The organism is Bacillus sp. NS1 (assembly GCF_058248265.1).
Genome location: NZ_JBZAZF010000001.1, coordinates 621195 through 641226, shown reverse-complemented (window position 1 = coordinate 641226; position 20032 = coordinate 621195). Strand labels below are relative to the sequence as shown.

Annotated in this window: 22 protein-coding genes; 2 read left to right on the top strand and 20 right to left on the bottom strand. The window is 42.3% G+C overall.

All coding sequences use genetic code 11. The features are described 5' to 3' along the window. Nucleotides 1-38 precede the first annotated feature (38 nt). On the top strand, nt 39-602 hold the full coding sequence (locus AC4CV5_RS03215; RefSeq protein ID WP_166847778.1) for a TetR/AcrR family transcriptional regulator: 564 nt from the start codon (nt 39-41) through the stop codon (nt 600-602). 34 nt (nt 603-636) lie between these two features. After that, on the top strand, nt 637-1971 hold the full coding sequence (locus AC4CV5_RS03210) for an MFS transporter (protein ID WP_166847775.1): 1335 nt from the start codon (nt 637-639) through the stop codon (nt 1969-1971). A gap of 48 nt (nt 1972-2019) precedes the next feature. Here the strand turns inward: AC4CV5_RS03210 and minJ are convergent, their stop codons facing one another. The 20 genes from minJ to flgL all read right to left on the bottom strand — a co-directional run bounded on the left by minJ (nt 2020) and on the right by flgL (nt 20031). Beyond that, complete coding sequence (minJ, locus tag AC4CV5_RS03205; RefSeq protein WP_490922070.1) at nt 2020-3216, bottom strand: cell division topological determinant MinJ; 1197 nt, start codon at nt 3214-3216, stop codon at nt 2020-2022. A gap of 78 nt (nt 3217-3294) precedes the next feature. Continuing rightward, nucleotides 3295-3648 carry a swarming motility protein SwrAA gene (gene swrA / locus AC4CV5_RS03200; protein ID WP_015251121.1) on the bottom strand — a complete coding sequence of 118 codons (354 nt, stop codon included), beginning with the start codon at nt 3646-3648 and terminating at the stop codon, nt 3295-3297. Nucleotides 3649-4031: 383 nt separating this feature from the next. Then, the gene (gene ctpB, locus AC4CV5_RS03195; RefSeq protein WP_166847769.1) at nt 4032-5474 is read right to left on the bottom strand and encodes a carboxy-terminal processing protease CtpB; all 1443 of its coding nucleotides are present in this window, start codon (nt 5472-5474) and stop codon (nt 4032-4034) included. 342 nt (nt 5475-5816) lie between these two features. Beyond that, complete coding sequence (gene ftsX, locus AC4CV5_RS03190) at nt 5817-6707, bottom strand: permease-like cell division protein FtsX (protein ID WP_003219742.1); 891 nt, start codon at nt 6705-6707, stop codon at nt 5817-5819. Then, entirely contained in the window at nt 6700-7386 is a 687-nt protein-coding gene (gene ftsE / locus AC4CV5_RS03185) for a cell division ATP-binding protein FtsE (protein ID WP_003219741.1), read from the bottom strand. Before ftsE ends, ftsX begins: the two co-directional genes overlap by 8 nt. 231 nt (nt 7387-7617) lie before the next feature. After that, nucleotides 7618-7956 carry a cytochrome c551 gene (cccB, locus tag AC4CV5_RS03180; protein WP_166847766.1) on the bottom strand — a complete coding sequence of 113 codons (339 nt, stop codon included), beginning with the start codon at nt 7954-7956 and terminating at the stop codon, nt 7618-7620. 48 nt (nt 7957-8004) lie between these two features. After that, nucleotides 8005-8850, bottom strand: coding sequence for a YitT family protein (locus AC4CV5_RS03175; protein WP_490922069.1), 846 nt, complete (start codon nt 8848-8850; stop codon nt 8005-8007). A 166-nt stretch (nt 8851-9016) separates the two neighbouring features. Further along, nucleotides 9017-10118 (bottom strand): peptide chain release factor 2 gene (gene prfB, locus AC4CV5_RS03170; protein WP_248602229.1). Its coding sequence is split into 2 segments (ribosomal slippage): nt 9017-10045 and nt 10047-10118, totalling 1101 coding nucleotides; the frame shifts between segments, so codons are not numbered across the junction. Between the two features lie 68 nt (nt 10119-10186). Beyond that, nucleotides 10187-12712: a preprotein translocase subunit SecA gene (secA, locus tag AC4CV5_RS03165; protein ID WP_373922943.1), complete on the bottom strand. Its 2526-nt coding sequence runs from the start codon at nt 12710-12712 to the stop codon at nt 10187-10189. A 167-nt stretch (nt 12713-12879) separates the two neighbouring features. Further along, nucleotides 12880-13449 (bottom strand): ribosome hibernation promotion factor, encoded by a 570-nt coding sequence (hpf, locus tag AC4CV5_RS03160; protein WP_014115335.1) that lies wholly within the window; start codon nt 13447-13449, stop codon nt 12880-12882. 188 nt (nt 13450-13637) lie between these two features. Beyond that, nucleotides 13638-14015, bottom strand: a complete 378-nt coding sequence (locus tag AC4CV5_RS03155) for a DUF8042 domain-containing protein (protein ID WP_166847742.1) — start codon at nt 14013-14015, stop codon at nt 13638-13640. Nucleotides 14016-14024: 9 nt separating this feature from the next. Beyond that, a complete protein-coding gene (gene fliT / locus AC4CV5_RS03150; protein ID WP_166847740.1) occupies nt 14025-14366 on the bottom strand; it encodes a flagellar protein FliT in 342 nt (113 codons plus the stop codon). Then, nucleotides 14363-14764, bottom strand: coding sequence for a flagellar export chaperone FliS (gene fliS, locus AC4CV5_RS03145; RefSeq protein ID WP_003219733.1), 402 nt, complete (start codon nt 14762-14764; stop codon nt 14363-14365). Before fliS ends, fliT begins: the two co-directional genes overlap by 4 nt. A 21-nt stretch (nt 14765-14785) precedes the next feature. Beyond that, complete coding sequence (locus AC4CV5_RS03140; RefSeq protein WP_490922068.1) at nt 14786-16282, bottom strand: flagellar hook-associated protein 2; 1497 nt, start codon at nt 16280-16282, stop codon at nt 14786-14788. A gap of 17 nt (nt 16283-16299) precedes the next feature. Beyond that, nucleotides 16300-16629 carry a flagellar protein FlaG gene (gene flaG / locus AC4CV5_RS03135; RefSeq protein WP_222142123.1) on the bottom strand — a complete coding sequence of 110 codons (330 nt, stop codon included), beginning with the start codon at nt 16627-16629 and terminating at the stop codon, nt 16300-16302. 230 nt (nt 16630-16859) lie between these two features. Further along, nucleotides 16860-17699, bottom strand: a complete 840-nt coding sequence (gene hag / locus AC4CV5_RS03130; protein ID WP_166847732.1) for a flagellin Hag — start codon at nt 17697-17699, stop codon at nt 16860-16862. 143 nt (nt 17700-17842) lie between these two features. After that, the gene (gene csrA, locus AC4CV5_RS03125) at nt 17843-18067 is read right to left on the bottom strand and encodes a carbon storage regulator CsrA (RefSeq protein WP_003219727.1); all 225 of its coding nucleotides are present in this window, start codon (nt 18065-18067) and stop codon (nt 17843-17845) included. Beyond that, nucleotides 18061-18492 (bottom strand): flagellar assembly protein FliW, encoded by a 432-nt coding sequence (gene fliW / locus AC4CV5_RS03120; RefSeq protein WP_326222224.1) that lies wholly within the window; start codon nt 18490-18492, stop codon nt 18061-18063. Before fliW ends, csrA begins: the two co-directional genes overlap by 7 nt. A 20-nt stretch (nt 18493-18512) precedes the next feature. Beyond that, nucleotides 18513-19088 carry a DUF6470 family protein gene (locus AC4CV5_RS03115; RefSeq protein WP_373922938.1) on the bottom strand — a complete coding sequence of 192 codons (576 nt, stop codon included), beginning with the start codon at nt 19086-19088 and terminating at the stop codon, nt 18513-18515. Nucleotides 19089-19134: 46 nt separating this feature from the next. Next, nucleotides 19135-20031 carry a flagellar hook-associated protein FlgL gene (flgL, locus tag AC4CV5_RS03110; RefSeq protein ID WP_166847713.1) on the bottom strand — a complete coding sequence of 299 codons (897 nt, stop codon included), beginning with the start codon at nt 20029-20031 and terminating at the stop codon, nt 19135-19137. Nucleotide 20032 lies beyond the last annotated feature (1 nt).

The window sequence follows — 20032 nt, the reverse complement described above, 5'->3', positions numbered from 1 at the left end:
ATACTTGTCCTGCCAGTATATTCGTGAGGTGAAACGTATTGAGACCGACAAACAAGAGAATCCTTGACGCTGCCATGCAGCTGCTCGTGAAAAAAGGATATCGCGCAACGACGACAAAAGAAATCGCAGAAAAAGCAAATGTAAGTGAAGCGACGATTTTCAGGAATTTTAAAAACAAACAGGGACTAGTCGAGGCTTTGCTTTCTCAGCATTCTCCAAACAGAAGCAGCATTTTGGAACAAACTGAAGGCGATTTGTACAAAGACCTGCTCCATATTGGAACCTGTCTCTTGGAGGAGCTCGAACAAAGAAAAGATCTCATTAAAATCAGCTTTCGTGAACCGGCTCTCTTTCAGGATGTCATCAACCACGTAACAGAATATCCCCAGTCTATGAAACAGCTATTGGTTGATTATCTCAAAAAAATGGGTGAAAAAGGGGTTATTCAGACAGGTGATGAAGCGGAGCATGCCGACGTGTTCATGTCGATTATTTTCGGTTATTTTATTCACCGTCTCCATTTAGGAGACCGGGTGATTTCAATGCCCCAGGAAAAAATGCTGGAGCATAGCACAGCTCTATTTGTCAAAGGAATTTCTTGATGAACTCCTTGGCATAACAAAAAGGAGGATCCCAATGAGTTCAAGAAAAGAATGGGCGCTGATCGTCTCGCTATTATTAGGGGCCATCCTGGTTCCCATTAACTCAACGATGATCGCGGTCGCGCTCTCATCTATATCCCATACGTATAACGAGTCCATTGCCAGCATCACTTGGGTGGTTACCGTTTATTTAATCGTGATGGCAGTCACACAGCCGATTGCTGGAAAACTCGGTGACATGTACGGCAATAAAACAATGTACTTATGGGGCGTCGGCCTTTTTTTAGTCGCGTCCTTAGGCTGCGCACTCTCACCGAGCCTGTTGCTGTTGATTGTCTTTCGGGCATTGCAGGCTGTCGGCGGCGCACTGCTTACGCCAAACAGCATTGCCATTATCCGTCACGTTGTTTCTGAAAAACGCCTTCCAAAAGTGTTTGGATTTTTCGGACTTGGGGCAGGACTTGGGGCAGCACTCGGGCCTTTTATCGGCTCTATACTGATTGACAGCTTCAGCTGGCATTCGATTTTTTGGGTCAACATCCCATTTCTCGCCATTGCTTTATTTACGGCATTAACCATGTTCCCTCAATATAAAGAAAATAAATCTGACGCGCCTCTGGATATTATCGGCTCTGTCTTGCTTGCAGGCAGCATCGTTTCGATTATCCTGCTGACGAAAAATGAGGCTTCATGGGGCTATCCAGTATACAGTGTATTGATACTTCTTTTTGTCCCGCTTTTTTTCAGAAGAGAAAAGCGTACACAGCACCCGATCATTGATTTTACACTGTTTAAAAGCTCAACCTTTACAAATGCCAATCTATCAGTCTTATTAAGCAATCTGATGATGTATGCCGTCTTATTAATCATGCCGTTATTCATGACAAACCAATTTGGGCTTAATACGTCTAACAGCGGCATGGCGCTCTCTGTATTTTCAATCTTCATGTCAGCCAGTAACTGGGTCGGTGCCCAACTCCATCACAAATGGGGAGCAAAAAAAATCATTTTTCTTTCATTTGCCATGATGGCTGGAGCAAATCTATTATTTTTGCTATTAAGCAGCTCACATTCCGTCTCGTTCCTTATGGTCTCTCTTATCCTGGGCGGGCTTGCGTCCGGAGTCGGTCTGACCAGCATGCAGGTGTCATCCCTTGCCACAGTAGACCCCGGCATGTCAGGAGTGGCGTCCGGGATTTTCTCGACCTTCCGTTATTTCGGAAGCATCATCTCCTCAGCCTTAATCGGCCTGATTTCGGGATATCACACCCTATTTATGATTCTCTTTGCTGTATCCATCATTGGCGTTTTTGTTTCATTAGGCATCAAATCTGATGAAACGGCACGGATGGAAAAAAACTCAGCATAACACAAAACAGCCCGGCACCACATCTTCTTGCGGTGCCGGGCTGTTTTTTTATGATCCGGACAGAGCGGGTGCTTTGTCTTCATGGTCATCCTTTACGAAAAGGATACCTAATTCATGATGTTCTCCCTCATAAGAAGCCCGCTGATCAAAACGAATTTCCCCATTCAAACCGATAATTTCAAGCTTCACATATGCACGGTTATGTTGAAGCGCTTCATAAAAATCAGAAACATTCTTCACGGGTATACCATTGACTTTCGTAATAATTTCCCCGATTTTCAATTCCAGATCCTCAGCCGGTGTGTTTGGTATAATCCCAAGCACCATTAAGCCCTGATCACGTTTTGAGAAATAAAACGGAGCCGCGTTATCATTCACCCTTTGCTTAATGGACAGAAAAATACGTCCTAAAACAGCCACACAGACGGCTGCACCCGCAAGCGGCGTCCACAGTAAGCTCGCTGCACCGAGAACTGTGACGGCAAGGCCGAGAATACAAACGCGTTTCGCTGTGATCCTTATGCTCGTTTCAGGGAGCGACCCCTGCACTCTTTGCCCGAATCCGACAAAGTAAGGAATCCACAGAAAATGGAATGACCCGCCGGGAACAGTAAAGACAGGCCACCAGCTGAGGTGCGATTCTAATCCGTTACCGGGTACGAGAAGGAACAGCGGCAAAAGCCATACCCGGTTTGCCAGCTGCTGTCCGATCGGCAAACCGCGGCTGCTTACGACAAGTGCCGGTGATGTTCTCACATGTGCAGAGCGATAAGCAACCGCTCCTTCAATGATAATCAGCAAGCCTAAAAACACAGCCATAGCCGGCCAAACGACTGCAAATCCTTGCGGAAATCTCTCAAGAAAAGGCTCCGCCTGATACATTTGCAGTCCAAAACCTATCAGCATACTCACGCTGACGATATACGCAGCAGACATCCAGTTTGCGCGAAGAGTGAGCGCTGCCGCTGCAGTGATAACGGCAATAATCGCAAGTAAACCGAGAGGAATCGAGATTCCCAGTACGCCTAAAACAACTGACAAAAGGAGACCAGGGATCAGTCCCTTTGTATAAGTAAATTTCAGATCATCATAAATATCTGCTATTCTTGTATGAAAGGTTTTCCGTTCCCGTTTGATTCTTACATAGCCGAAAGCCAGGCTTATGATGATAAAAAACCAGAAAAGCGGGTGTAAGAAGAACAGGCCCGCACTTTTTAACAGTTCAATTCCCCATTGAACAGACACTATCTTTCACCGCCTCAAGCCAAACATGTTACTCATATTCTATCAAATATTAAATGGCTTGGATATCCTCAGGAGGGTTTATCTCTCTTGCGTCATCCACAGCGTGACATTCGATAGTGAAAAATCCTTTAAATAATGGTTTACATCCACATCCAATAACCCGCTGATCAGATGCATCGACCTCTTTATATCTGTCAGATTGATTCCTAATCGCTTATGGTTTTTCATTAAGTAATTAAAATAATGTTTGGCACATTCTTCATTGATGTCATTTACTGATTCGACATTGGTGTAATTGACCAAATACCTGCTGAACAGCATAAGAAGACTTAGTGCTTTTGTAGCCGAAAATGTTACGTCTTGTGTTCGGTCTTTTAATTGTTCAACTAATTCATAATATTTTTTTTCACGCACAATACTTGCCCTCTTCAATTGTGAACCCCCATTTTCTTTATACAGATAAGCACGGGCCAGTATAAGCAGCAGTACTGGAGTGCTAACAAGCATTCTCGCTAACGTTACTCTATAAATACCTGTCGTTCAGCTGCCATAAACCTGATTACTGTTCTTTTTAGAACCTTCTTATATTGTATGAAGTAAACAAAGACTAGGCAACTTGCAAAAGTTTCATTTTAAATGCATATTATCTCGTTAGAAAGTCTCTCTCATATATTGATATCGGGTAATCACAGTCCTTTATAAATGTTTATTTGTGAAAATTTTTTTAATTTCTTGTCAAAAACTCAATTTTTATGTGACTTATGGTTCATTTTCTCGTTAAGTATAAAGAAATAGGAGATGGAACACCATCTCCTTTAATTGACAAATAATGATTTAAGCGCTGTTTGGAGCTGCAAGTCATTTTTTTCATCGGATTTTTTCTTTTCCACCAGCTGATTTAATGCTTCTGCAGTGCGAGTGTCGATTACACCTGTTTTATCCAGCTTGTTTTGATCCTGAAAGGCCATAACCGCTTTTTTCATGTCTTTGCTGAAATAGCCATCGTCACGGCCCGGATCAAAACTTAGGCCTTTTAATAATACCTGTGCATGCTTGACATCTTCATTGTTCATATCCACTTTAAGCGGCTCTTTCAGCTGCAAGGGCCCGGCGGAAAAATAATCAGGCTGCTTAATCGCAATGGTCGGCTCAATTCCTTTCTTATGAATCCAATTCCCATTTGGCGTCAGCCACTTGTAAAGCGTCAATTTGATATTGCTGCCGTCTCCCATCGGAACAGCCTGTTGAACCGTTCCCTTACCAAAAGACGTATCACCTACAACATCATAATGCCCTGCTTCTTTTAATGCCCCGGCAAGAATTTCTGATGCGGAGGCACTTCCTTTATCCGTGATCACATTGACAGGATACGCTTTTTTATGGGCCAATGTTGAAAAATAACGTTTTTTATCTCCATTACGTTCAGCAATTTGAATATACGGCTGATCCTTTGTAACGAAGTGCTTAAGAATTTCTTCCACACTTTGAAGATATCCGCCCGGGTTGCCGCGAACATCAATGACGAGGCCATCTATTCCTTTTTTCTCAAGATCTCCCAGCGCTTTTGCAAAATCCTCCGCGGTATGCTCAGAAAAAGTAGAGATTGCGATATATCCGACATTACGCCCCTGTACTTTTTTCTCTGAAGCAAAAACCGTTTCGAGCGGAATCTCTGCTCTTTTGATCCGGAATGACAGCTGCTTCTTTGTCCCAGGCCGCTGAATCTTCATTGAAACGCTGGACCCTTTCTTTCCTCTTATTTTTAACACAGCGTGGTTTAAATCCTTGCCGGCCATCGATTCTCCGTTGATGCTGATAATTTCATCATTAGGCTTGAGTCCGGCTTTTTCCGCTGGTGATTTCTTAAATGGGGAAACAATAATAATTTTGCCGTCTTCCATTCCAACCTCAGCCCCGATGCCTTCAAATGAGGAATCAAGAGAATCAGAAAATTGCTTAGCCGTCTGCTTGTCCATATAGACAGAATAAGGATCATTTAGCGTAGACAGCATTCCCTGGATGGCTCCCTCGAGCAGCTTTTCTCTATCAACTTTTTCTACGTACTCATTCGAAATTAACTCATACGCTTTTTCGATTTTGTCCATAGCCTTATCCCGTTCAGAGTCAGCTTGTGCCGTCGCGGGAACTGCTGCAGTCTGGGGCTTATCCATCTCAAGCAGGTTCATTCCCGCATATACACCGGCGCCTCCGAACAGCATGCTCCCCGCTGCTATTACAGCCATTATTTTTTGATTCATCCTTTACTCCTCCTGTATGCCAGACTGTCTTTATCAAAACCCAGAGATAGTATATGTAAAGGATGGAGATTTCATGTAATCATAGAAGAAAAAGAAGGCAAAAGAAAAGCCGTCCCGAAAGCAGGACGGCTTCAGCGTGTCGACAAACCCTCGCATTTGTTGTCAAATGTGTGCTTTGGTGCTCACGAATTTCACCATTCACTGTATTGCGATGCTCGCTTGTTCTTAGACTTCAAGGGTTATCAATCACGCTGAAAAATGACAAAATCCTAAAACGATAAACCGTTTTAGGATTCTGTCAACATTCTGGAACTGCCCCTAAAGCGGGACTGTTTTTTCTCTTTATACTCGCAAAAACTTGCGGATGGAAGTCAGACTTCCCCATACTCCAATCACTGCGCCGATTGCAACAAGCACTAACGAAATTTGGAATACAAATGGATTATAAGGAAGAAGAGAGACAAATGATCCTTGAACCTTCGGAACGACCCATCCAATGACATATTGGTAAGTGCTCAGCACCAGTGCAATCGGAATCACTGAACCGAATACGCCAAGCAGCAATCCTTCAAGGAAAAACGGCCAGCGGATAAACCAGTTCGTCGCGCCGACAAGCTTCATGATTTCAATTTCTTTTCTTCTTGCGAAAATTGTAATTTTAATGGTGTTGGAAATTAAGAACATCGCCGTAAATACCAGGCCGATAATTAACGCGATTCCGATGTTGCGGGAAACGCCGACCACTTTAAACAAACGGCTGACCTCTTCTTTTCCGTAAGTAACTTTATAGACATGATCCATTTTTTCAATCTTTTTCGCCACGTTCGGCGTATCATGCGGATCTGTCGTTTTTACGACAAATGCATCATTAAGCGGGTTTTCTTGATCCTTCATCGTCAGGGATTTTCCACTGTCCCCAAAACTGTCAACCAGCTGGTCAAGCTCTTTTTCTTTAGATGAAAAAGTGACACTTTGAATGCCCTTCAGATCCTTAATATCGTTCTGCAGCTTATCCTGTGCCTTCTGGTCTGCAGTCAGATCAATCAACACTTTGATTTCGACTTGCTTTTCAGCATTCGAAGCCATGTTATTCAAATTCAGCATAATCACTAAAAACACGCCGACTAAAATCAGCGTAACGGTTACAGCACTAATGGATGCAAACGTCATCCATGTGTTTCTCCCGAGAGATTTAAAACTCTCACGCAAGTGGCGCCCGAGAATTTTAATCATATGAACCATACTCCCCTCTTGACTCATCACGCACAATGATACCATCTTCGATTGCAATGACACGTTTCTTAATGGTGTTTACGATTTCTTTGTTATGTGTCGCCATCACGACTGTTGTCCCGCGGTTATTGATTTCCTCCAGCGTCTTCATGACTTCCCAGGACGTATCTGGATCAAGGTTTCCTGTAGGTTCATCAGCAATGACAACATCAGGGTTGTTCACAATTGATCTGGCAATAGATACACGCTGTTGTTCCCCGCCTGAAAGCGTGTCAGGAAATTGTCTTGCTTTATGCTTCAGCTGCACGAGATCAAGCACTTCAAGCACACGTTTTTTAATGACAGACGGCTGTTCTCCGATTACTTCAAGGGCAAACGCCACATTTTCAAAAACAGTAAGTTTCGGCAGAAGCTTAAAATCCTGGAAGACAACACCTATTTTACGGCGCACGAATGGAATCTCTTTTTCTTTAATTGTAGCGAGATCTTTATGATTAATTAAAATTTGTCCTTTTGTCGGTTTTTCTTCTCTGTATATCATTTTAATAAAAGTAGATTTACCCGCTCCGCTCGGACCGACAACATAAACAAACTCGCCGGGATGAATGGTAACAGAAATCCCATTGAGCGCTTTTACGCCGTTCGGATAGGCTTTATATACTTCTTTCATCTCTATCATGAAATCACCTAATCTTTTATATCATTTTATCTATCACACGGTCATAGTCTTCGAATACATTCGACAATTTATGACCCACTCATTTGTAAAAAGATGAAAAATCTGAAAGTTTCATTTTTCAACACACTTCATTATACGTCAAATTTAGACATAATACTATTACAGTTTCTTTTCATTCATATTGTTATGGCATAAAAAAATCCTTGCCTGCTGCGGCAAAGATTTTTCACCTTACTTTTTTTCTGACAGCCATTTGGCAATGACAGCGGCTTCCTTATCATCTACAAGTCCCTTCGGCATATTGCCGCGGCCGTTTTTAATGATACTTTCAATTTTATCTTCGTCGTATTTGCCTCCGACCTCTTGGAGATTAGGCCCTGACATACCTTCTAAATCCTTGCCGTGGCAGCCTACGCAGCTTTGCTGATATAATTCTTCCCCCTCAGATGCAGAGGCTTCAGTCTTGCTGCCGGTGTCTGTCTTCTCTTCTTTTGCATCGTTTGAACCGCAAGCAGCCAATAGAACAGAAAGCGCAAATACAAGCATTAGTATCAATAACTTTGATTTCATGTTGAGTAGCACAACTCCTTTACGATCTCTTCCATATTATAACCTCGTTTAAGCGCGTTTGAAACCCTCGCCCAGCACCTCACTCGCATCTGCCACAATCACAAAAGCTGACTCATCAATCTGTTTAACGATTTGTTTCAATTTGGTGAATTCAGTTTGCCCAACCACACACATTAAAATCGGACGGTCATCGTCAGTATATCCGCCGACCGCGGAAATTTTCGTCACGCCTCTGTCAATCTTCTGTAAAACGGCTTCCTTGACAGCCTGCTCATGCTTTGTAATGATGAGCGCCATTTTTGAACGGTTGAAGCCGACTTGAACAACATCAATCGTTTTGCTGGACACATAGACACCAAGCATGGCATATAAACCTTGCTCAATATTAAATACGACCATAGCTGTAACGACAATCAATCCGTCAATGAGGGCGAGACACGTCCCTAATGACAGACCGGAGTACTTATGAATGATCTGTGCAGCCAAGGCCGTTCCTCCCGTCGAGCCTTTCCCTAAGTATACAATGCCGATTCCGACACCGATTCCGACGCCGCCAAAAATCGCCGCTAAGAGCTCATGATGGGTGGCAGGCTGAATATCTCTTGTCAAAAACACCACAAGCGGTAAAAAAACAGAACCCGCAAGCGTCTTAAGTCCAAATTTCCCGCCGAGCAAAATGACACCGGCAATAAATAAAGGAATATTAAAAATCCACTGTACATACGCTGCTTCAAAACCATATGACTGCAAAATCGTGCTGATTCCGCTGACACCGCCGGCAGCAATCTTGTTTGGAAGCAAAAATACATTAAAGGACACACCTGTAATCGCTGCTCCTATCAGTATGTATACATAATCCTTTATAATTCGATATGTTTTATTCCGTACGTCCATTATATATCCTCCGTTTCTTCCAATGCTCTCCGATAGCATTTTAATCCTTCCCTGATCAGATGTAAATAACACCCAAATACAGTGGTAATATGCTAAAGCAGCAGTGAAATCAAGGATATGAAGGAATTAAAAAACACACCTGCATATATCAGGTGTGTTTTTCTGCTTATGATAGTTTAGAACGAAGGTAGGCATCAATAAATGTATCAATGTCTCCATCCATTACCGCTTGAACGTTCCCCATTTCTGTATTAGTTCGATGGTCTTTTACCATGGAATACGGGTGGAATACGTAAGAACGGATTTGGCTGCCCCAGCCGATCTCTTTTTGTTCACCGCGAATTTCATCCAGCTCTGCCTGCTGTTCTTCAATTCTGCGCTGATACAGCTTGGCCTTCAGCATTTTCATGGCTCTTTCACGGTTTTTAATTTGTGAGCGTTCCGTTTGGCACGTCACAACCACATTCGTCGGCAAGTGAGTAATCCGAACGGCTGAATCTGTCGTATTGACGTGCTGTCCGCCCGCTCCGCTTGCACGGTACGTATCAACTTTAATATCCTCCGTACGGATATCTATATCGATCTCATCGTTAAATTCAGGCATGACTTCACATGAAACGAAAGACGTGTGGCGGCGGCCTGATGAATCAAACGGTGAAATCCGCACGAGACGATGGACACCTTTTTCTGCTTTGAGATAACCGTAAGCGTTGTGTCCTTTGATCAGCAATGTGACTGACTTGATTCCCGCCTCATCACCCGGAAGGTAATCGAGCGTTTCCACCTTAAAGCCGCGGCGTTCTCCCCATCTGGTATACATTCTAAGAAGCATAGAGCCCCAGTCCTGTGACTCTGTACCGCCAGCACCAGGGTGCAGTTCTAAAATCGCATTATTTTTATCATATGGCTCACTGAGAAGAAGCTGAAGCTCAAACTCATTGAACTCTTTTGTTAATGATTTTAGTTCTTTTTCAAGCTCAAGCTGGAGGTCAGAGTCCGGCTCTTCCTTCAAAAGATCATGAGTCATTTGCAATTCTTCGTGGGATTCATTCAATTTTTTATACGAATTGACATAATCCTTTATGCCGTTTGCTTCATTTATAACCGTTTGAGCTTTTTGCTGATCATTCCAGAATTCCGGATCAGACATTTGTTCATCTAGCTCAGCGATGCGGGCCTCCTTTGATTCGAGGTCAAAGAGACCCCCTAAAGTCCGCTAAACGAGAAGCCATATTTTCGAGCTCTACTCTGATTTCTGATAATTCCATTCCATTCACCTCATTAAAAGATCCGCGGGCGCTCAAAGCGCCGCGGTCAGCAACCTTGCCTGAGCGAACTATTCAGTCCGTCCGCAGCAATTTTTATATTTTTTTCCGCTTCCGCAGTGGCATGGGGCATTTCGTCCAATATCAACCACTTTGCGAACCGGTGCTTTCTTTGCTTTTTTGTTATCGTCGCCTTCTTGCTGCTGATGAGCCGTTGTCTGGCCCTGTACAACCTCTTCACGCTCCAGATTGTTTTCAATCTCAGCTTTCATCACAAATTTTGCAACCTCGTCCTCGATCGATTCAATCATATTCTCAAACATCGCAAAGCCTTCCATTTGATACTCACGAAGCGGATTCGTCTGCGCGTAAGCTCGAAGGTGAATCCCTTGGCGAAGCTGATCCATTGCATCGATGTGATCCATCCATTTTGAATCAACGGCTCGAAGGACGATGACTTTTTCGAATTCACGCATTTGCTCTTCGCCGAATTTCTCTTCTTTTTCATTATACTTCGTCATGATGCGATCCATAATGAGTTCATGCATTTCATCCGGCTCTTTGCCGAAGATATCGCTCTTCTCAAGCGCACCTTCATCAAGATAAGTCGTGTTGACAAGCTCAACAAGACCGTCAAGCTTCCACTCTTCAGGAAGCTCTTCTCTTGGCGTATAGGCTGCAATTGCCCGTTCGAGAGAAGACTTGATCATATTTTCAACGATTTCGCGCAAGTTTTCAGAGTCAATGACTTCAAAGCGCTGCTTATAAATGACCTCACGCTGCTGGCGGAGGACGTCATCGTATTGCAGAAGCTGTTTACGTGAATCGAAGTTGTTGCCTTCGACGCGTTTTTGAGACGATTCAACCGCGCGGGATACCATTTTGCTTTGGATTGGAGTAGAGTCATCCATGCCGAAGCGGTCAAGCATCGCCATTGTCCGCTCAGCTCCAAATCTGCGCATCAATTCATCTTCCATAGAAAGATAAAATTGGGTGATCCCCGGGTCTCCCTGACGTCCAGAACGTCCACGGAGCTGATTGTCAATCCTGCGTGATTCATGGCGTTCCGTTCCGACAACTGCGAGGCCGCCAAGCTCTTTTACACCTTCGCCAAGCTTAATGTCCGTTCCGCGCCCCGCCATGTTTGTCGCAATTGTAACTGCGCCTTTTTGGCCAGCCTCTTCAATGATCTGCGCTTCACGCTCATGGTTTTTGGCGTTTAACACTTGATGCGGGATCCCTTTGTTTTTAAGCAGCTTAGAAATCAATTCAGATGTTTCAACCGCAACTGTACCGACAAGAACAGGCTGTCCGGTCATGTAACGCTGTGCGACATCCTCCGCAACCGCCTTAAACTTACCTTCCATCGTACGGTAAATTAAATCCGGACGGTCGTCACGGACAACAGGCTTGTTAGTAGGAATCGTGACAACCTGCATGTTATAGATGTTGCGGAATTCTTCTTCCTCTGTCTTAGCCGTACCAGTCATACCGGCAAGTTTTTCGTACATCCGGAAGTAGTTTTGGAACGTAATGGTCGCCAAGGTCATGCTTTCATTTTGAATTTCAAGCCCTTCCTTTGCTTCAATCGCCTGGTGAAGTCCCTCGCTGTAGCGGCGTCCTTTCATCAGACGTCCCGTGAAGGAATCAACAATGACTACCTGGCCGTCTTCCACTACATAGTCAACGTCCTTCTGCATCGCAGCGTGTGCTTTTAAGGACTGATTGATATGGTGGTTGAGCGCGACATGTTTCACATCAAACAGGTTATCAATGCCGAACGCTTTTTCCGCCTTCGTCATTCCTTCCTCAGTCAACTGTACACCTTTTGTTTTGATATCATACGTATAATCCTTCTCCGCTTTTAACGTGCGGACAAAAGCATTTGCCTGTACGTACAGCTTAGTGGATTTTGCAGCTTGTCCAGAAATAATAAGCGGTGTTCTCGCTTCATCAATTAAAATAGAGTCAACTTCATCTATTACCGCAAAATGAAGCGGGCGCTGAACCATCTGCTCTTTATAAAGAACCATATTGTCACGCAAATAGTCGAAACCAAGTTCGTTGTTTGTGGAGTAAGTAATGTCAGCTGCATAAGCTTCCCGTTTTTCATCTTTTGACATTGAGTTTAAATTCAAACCGACAGTCATACCGAGAAACTCGAAAATTTTCCCCATCTGCTCAGCGTCACGGCTTGCCAAGTATTCGTTGACAGTCACGATGTGTACGCCTTTACCTGTTAACGCATTTAAATAAACAGGCAGAGTAGACGTTAACGTTTTCCCTTCCCCTGTTTTCATTTCCGCGATATTTCCGTCATGAAGCGCTACGCCCCCCATGAGCTGGACTTTGAACGGAAACATGCCGGTTACTCGGCGCGAAGCTTCCCGAACAACAGCGAATGCTTCAACAAGAAGATCATCAGTTGTCGCCCCTTTTTCAAGGCGATCTTTAAATTCAATCGTTTTATGTTTCAGCGCGTCGTCAGAGAGATTTTCATAGTCTCCGCGAACCGCATCAATATCGTTAGCTATTTTTTCGTATCTATTCAGCGTACGTTTTGTTGGATCAAACATTTTATTTAAAATTCCAAGCATTTATAACGCTCCTCTATCATCACATGCCTGATTTGCAGACATGTATAAATAATTTACTAGTCCATGTATACCTCTCATTATCATATCATACCTTCTGTTATTTCCAAAGAATTTGCAAATAAGAAAAACAAAAACCTTCCGCGGTTATCACGGAAGGCTTCTCTTCATTATTCAGTCGGTTCAATCAAGCCATATTTCCCATCATTTCTGCGGTACACGACATTTGTTAGGTTTGTTTCCGCATTTGTGAAAACAAAGAAATTATGGCCGAGCATATTCATTTGCAAGATCGCTTCTTCACTGTCCATTGGCTTTAGATTAAAGCGTTTCTGACGGACAATGTCCAAGCTCTCCTCATCTTCTATTTCATCCTGAACCGCAATATCTGTATCAGAGCCAAGCCCGTTTGCCAATAAATATTTTGGAGAGCCCTGCTCACGGAATTTACGGTTTACTTTCGTTTTGTGCTTACGGATTTGACGTTCCAGTTTGTTTGTTGCGAGATCAATTGCGTTGTACATATCCTCGTTATGCACCTCGGATCGAAGCGCCAGATCTGTCATCGGAATCGTAACCTCAACTTTAGACTCCTTGTCATTGTAAAACTTCAAGTTGACGTTCACATCGGCATTCACGCTATGGTCAAAATAACGCTCCAGCTTGCCGATCTTCTTCTCGACATGATCCTTTAACGCGGGTGTCACTTCAATATTTTCTCCTCTGATGTTATAGTTCATCAAAGAACGCCTCCCTTTTATTAAGGATATGTATCTATTTCTTCTTTACCCTTCACAATTCCTGCTGAAACGTAATTTTTTTGTGAAAATTCAGTGAACTTTGTCGAATTGTGTTTGTATTTCCTGCTGTATGCGGTTCGGAGGTATATGTATATGCTGATTGAAAAAAACAAATACCTCACACTCGCCTAATTGATAACAAAGGGTTCCATACATCGATGAATAGACAGCATCCATTTTCTATAATGAATCAGAAAATGCTCTTTTAAATACTCGCAGAACTCATGTGAGGGAAAAGAGAAAGAAACCAATTGATCAAACTCTGCAAAAATTTGGTCAAATGCTTTAATGCAAATTTCAGCACACCGCGTATCCAAAATAAAAAGAAGTGTTGAATGTGTTGAATCCAAATAAAAAAAGGCTTGGATCAGATCTTGGTAGATCCGATCCCCTTCTGTTTTTGATAAATTCTGTTCAGCTTCTATCAAATAACATAGCCCTTCCTCAATGGTAAAAAGAAGATGATAATAAGCTGATAAAAGCGTATAATCTTCAATGCTCTTCAAGGCACTCACCTATTTACGCTTGTCATAATATCTGCCGTCAATCGTGATGTTGTTATAAGGATTTAAATACGTCGTATGCATCGCACGTTTTCTTTTTACCTGCTGAAGTTCTGCTGCGATTGACTGCTTTAATCTTTTCATTTCCTTCACAATAAGCTGATCCCATGTCAGGACAAGCTTCATCTGCTTTTTTTCTTCTTCTGAAAGCGGCAGAGATATCTCCTGAATAAGTTCAGACCGTTTAGCCACAAAGTCTTCAATTTGCTTTAAAAGTTCATCGCTTTCCGGTGTATCTTGTATATGCGACAGCATACTCTGCGTCTCAGTATATAGTTGATCTATGTTATTCATGCGATCCCGCCTGATCCGTGTCGGTCCTTCCGTTCACTTTGAATGGCTTGTTTCCATGCATCACGAAAATCTGTTACATATCCTTCGACCTCAGCCAGCATGCTCGTATCATTTTTGATGTTTGCCTGTACCAATCTTCGATACATATAATCGTACATCGCACCCATGGAAGCGGAAAGCTCTATGTTGCGGTTCAGCGTAAAATTTAATTCCTGAATGATATTTTGCGCTTTAATCAGATTTTCATTTTTACGTTCCATATCATCATTCTCAATGGCCTGAGATGCGAGTCTTATAAATTTCAAACAGCCATTATACAGCATAAGTGTCAGTTCACCTGGTGTAGCAGTATTCACTGAATTTTGCTGATAAGCTGTATAAGGATTTTGGATCGCCATGTGTCATCCTCCAAATTACATTTATTGTACAAGAAGCTGTGATAAATAGGACGCTTGTTCGTTCATTTTTTGAATCGCAGAATCCATTGCACTGAATTTTTTATAATAACGGTTTTCTATCGTGGTCAACCGGTCCTGCATTTTGGTGATATCCGTGCTGATCGTGTTTAAATTTTTACCGATTGAGTAGTCATTGGTTCCCATTGTCGAGTTACCGGCTTTGGCTTCAATGCTTTTCACAGTACTTTTCAGTGTGTCTCCGATCCGTTTCATAATCCCTTTATCACTATAGGCGCTGCTGTTCGTTCCGCTTGTAAATAAGGCGGCAACACTTTGTGGATCTTCTTGTATTTTTGCTTTTAGTTTATCTTCATTAATCTCTAAATGCCCCCGCAATTGGTAAGCACTTGAAGTTGTGATGCCAAATTCAGTTAATTGATAGGTTTTTCCATTCGCATTTACTTGAGAATAAAAATCAGTCCGCATTTGGTTCGTACCAGTGCTTATGCTGGTATCATTTCTTAGCAAACCGCTTTTCGCTTTCTCTTCCCAGAGTTCTACCTCTTTATCGGACATTGCTTCTTTTTGTTCACTCGTCAGCGGCGTATAATCTCTGTATTTTTCTTCCTTAAGCTTTTCATTCAGGCTGTCAACCAATTCATTGTATTTATCTACAAACTCTTTAATTTGATTATAAATCCCGTCAACATCAGTAGAAACAGATGTGGTAACAGGGCCTGTGGCTGCAGTTGTGTTTTTGATCGAGTAGGTAACGCCATTAACCGTAAAGTTGTTTGTCAGCTTCTCCATTTCAAAGCCATTAATTGTGACTTTTGCATTTGTTCCTTCTTTGTAAGCAGTTAGCTTATTATCAGCGTCTAAAGAAAAACCAAGCTGTCCGGACATAAAGTCGGCTGTAGCAGAGTCTGCTGCCTGTATGCTGCCTCCTGCACCTGTTGCTTTAGAAGAAAACGCAATCGTTTCTACATACTCTGTACCATTCCAAATTTTATCTTTAAATGCTGATACGCCTAGATCTGAGCTGTTAAGTTTAGAAATCACATTATCAATCGTATCTGCGCTCGTCACACTGATGTTTACTGTTTTTGCTGTTGTCTCGCCAGGCGCAACAACGTTAAATCCCAAATTATAATCGCCTTGTGTGTATCCCGTATAATTATTTGCCTTATAAGTCGCTGCGGTTGCCAAGCTCGCTACTTCAACAGTAGAAGAAGAGTTTGGCGCACTTGCGCTTCCTGTAGCAGTTAACACAGACTCATTGGAGCTGGTAACAGTTTTGCTCTGATACGTACTCGGATATGTCAACGTATTTTTAGACATATAATCTTGCAGTTCTTTTATTTTTGAGTTTACTTCACGGTAGCTGTCACGCTGCCATTCAAGAGTCTGTTTTTTTTGTGTCAGCTTATCCAGCGGCGCTCTTTCTGTCTGCATCAGCTTTGATACGATATCATCTATATCCATTCCTGACGCCAGACCTGTTATTCTCGTGACCATTCCAAACCACTCCTAATCTACTTTTTCTCATCTACAAATAACCCAAGAAATTCAGTCATAGCCGCATAAAAATCAAGCCACCGTTTCGGCGGAATTTCGCGGATGACTTCATTTGTAGAGTCCTCTATTACTTGTACATAGTATTCATTTAACTTCTCATGGAGCTCAAACTTCAGGTGAACTTGCGAAGGTTCCAAAAGCTTGTTCATTTCCCCTACCATTTCAGCAAGATTGGTATATGTAACTTGATGAACAGGAACCTCACTCTCATGATCTTTCTGATTATGTATTTGAGTATCATAACGATCCCAAACAGGTTGTAACGTAGTGAGCCTTTCAATATTCAATTGATCATCCCCTATGTCCCAATCTATCGTTTATATCGACTAAGTCGAGATAAGATTACACATATTTTTGGAAAAAAACTCATCTGTTTTAGATTTCTTGTTTGGAAATACATTTATAAAGCAGGTGGAGAATCCGATTATTATATCACGAGTTATAGACAGCAAGGGGAAAGATTTGGAGTTAGGAATATAAAAAAAGACCCCGGCAATCGCCAAGGTCTTTTTCAAAATTAACGTAACAATTGAAGTACGTTTTGCGGCTGTTGGTTTGCTTGAGCAAGCATCGCTTGAGAAGCTTGAGAAAGAATGTTGTTCTTTGTGAACTCGCTCATCTCTTTAGCCATGTCAACGTCACGGATACGAGACTCAGCAGCTGTCAGGTTTTCACCAGAAGCGCCTAAGTTGTTGATTGTATGCTCAAGACGGTTTTGTACCGCACCTAGTTTAGCACGTTGAGTTGATACTGCGTTAATAGCCTCATCAATACCTTTAAGTTGATCGTCAAAAGAAGTAGTAGCAAAATCTGTTACGTCAAGTTTATCAACTGTAACAGTAGTACCTAGAGCAGCTGCTCCCATGTCAGCAATTTTAACGTTAAGCTGTTGGCCTGCATTTGCACCAATTTGGAAGGTAAAGCCAGTAGTAGCGGAAGATCCGTCTAACAACTTTTTACCGTTAAATTCAGTACGATCGGAAATGCCATCAACTTCCTCAATAAGTGCATCCATTTCATCTTTAATCGCACCAAGATCTTCAGCTTGTTGTGTACCTGTGTTTCCTGCTTGAACAGTAAGTTCACGCATACGTTGAAGGATCGCATGAGTTTCAGTCAATGCACCCTCAGCTGTTTGGATAAGAGAGATTCCGTCTTGAGAGTTTTTAGAAGCCATTTCTAAACCTCTGATTTGTCCTCTCATTTTTTCAGAGATCGCAAGACCAGCTGCGTCATCTCCCGCACGGTTGATACGAAGACCTGAAGAAAGCTTCTCCATGTTCTTTTGGCTAGCACCGTTGTTTGAAGACAAGCGGTTCAGTGTGTTAAGTGCTGCGATATTGTGGTTAATTCTCATTGTTTTGTTCCTCCCTGAATATGTTGTTTAGGCACGTCCTTGTGCCTATTTTTGTAACTGGCGGAGTCATTTGCGCCTCCTTCCAGCTACATCATTAATATCGGATCGCCTCTGATTTTGTTAATACAAAAATAAAAAAATCCTCACTTTTTTTGTGAGGATAATGCGGAGATCACATCGCTGGATAACGCTGCTGCTCGGTTATTTTCTTCCTGAATGGTCAAATATATTTCTTTCCTGTGAATATCGATATGCTTTGGGGCGTCAATTCCAAGTTTCACTTGATCACCCTCAACCGCAATGACTTTTACTTCAATATCAGCACCTATTTGAATCGCTTCGTTTATTTTCCGCGATAAAACTAGCATGATTCTCCTCCAATCGGATGCTTTGTCGTATATGAGGAGTCGTGTAAAACGACTTGCTTGGCCATCATGTTCTTGCGATTCACAATAATGGGAGCCAATAAATTGGCAGTTGATTTTTCGAACGGCTCTGCCATAGTCAATATTGTCATGACTTCTACGTCTTCAATATTATCGATATCCAAAAGTTCAGCAGTTGATGCATCAAGGTCAAATTCATAATTCTTAAAAAAGATGAACGGACTTACAACGATGAACGCAAGATTTTCTGAAGTGACGGACTGCAGTGCTACGAATGGAGAGTCTTCTGAAAGCGGAAGAATGACGAACTGTTTTTCTCCTAAAAAGCCCGGAATCCCGTTTTCAAAAAGAATGATTTGTTCTTCTTTTACGTTCATTTGGCCATGGTACTTTGTATGAATGATCATTGTTCACGATCCTTTTCTGTTTACTTTTCGTGTGATTCTTTCGGGTATTCTACATCTATATTTAATTCAGGGTATTGAAGCATGTCAACCTTAACGTTTCCCGGCGTATATTCAACAACTGGTTTACGCGGTTCAGCCTGAATAACAGGCTTTCGCGGCGTAATCCGAATATCAAGCTCTGACGGGGCATATTGTATTTTCACCCTTGAAAGAGAAGGAGCATAATGTTCGCCTAATTGAATTTGATGCATCTCAGAGTTCCTCTTTGCTTGTGAAGCGATTGGGTTCCCCTTATTTTCAATTCTCATAAGCTCGTCCCCTTCTTCTGCAGTGCGGGCTATTCCCTCCATGACATCCTCATGTCCTTGCTGGGCGGCTTCTTCTATCCTTTTGAATATATGCTTTCTGTCTAATTCTTCCCAAGCTTGTGTTTGGTCAATCGTAAGTTTTCCTGGTGTCACCGATATTTCCATTTCCGCGCTAGGCTGTTCAATCTCTAGATCAGCTTGCGGCTGCTCCATTTTTAAGCTGGCGGGCGTTGTTGTTAAACCAATTTTCCCTTGAACACTATGCATAATCAATCTGGGAATTTGCATCACTCTACCTCCTGAACTATAAAAAAAGCGAACTCCTGAGAGCCGCTTACTTTAAAAAGTCAATTAATGTAGGCTGAACAATTTGTGCATTTACAGCCAGAGTAGCCCTATGCACGCTTTGCTGCGCAATAAACTCTGTTATTATTTCTTCCAGTTCCACATCTTCATTGTCTGACAACACTTTTGTAGCTGTTTCTTCTTGAGCTGAAAGTCGTGTATTAACCAGTTCAAGACGATTGTATCTTGCTCCAAGATCAGAGCGTTCAGCGCTCATGCCATCAGAAAATTGATCAATATCATCTAAAACACTGTCCATGCCATCTAGTGAACCTGAACTAAGTGCTTTCTCAAATGAGTCAAGCATTTCAAATACATTCTGTCCGCTTTCAGAAGTGCCCCCAAAAGCTGACTTTGGATCTGAATTTACTTTCAACGTCATATTATTTGATATATTGACAACAACATCAGCGGTATCAGAAATCGTATAAGTACCGTCTCCGTTATCTGTAACCGGAGGCTTGTCTGAATTTGTGCCATTAAAGATATATCTGCCGTTCACTTGTGTATTCGCGATATTTAAAAGCTGTTCCTTTAACTGCTTCACTTCTACGCCAATTGCTTGCCGCTCCGCTTCGCCGTTTGTATCATTTTGTGCTTGAACAGCTAATTCTCTGACCTTTGATAGGATGTCAATTCCTTCAGTGATGTTAGTTTCTGTATTTTCGAGCCAGGTAAAGGCCTGAGAAGCATTACTTTTATATTGCTGCACTTGAGACAGTTGTGACGTATACTTTAAGCTTTTCATCGCTACTACAGGATCGTCGGAAGCTTTTGAGATTTTTTTCCCTGACGAAATCTGCGATTGAAGTTTATCAAGCTTCGAGTAGCTTGAACCGATATATCTCAGTGAGTTTTGCTGAATCATCCCTTGTGTTACTCTCATT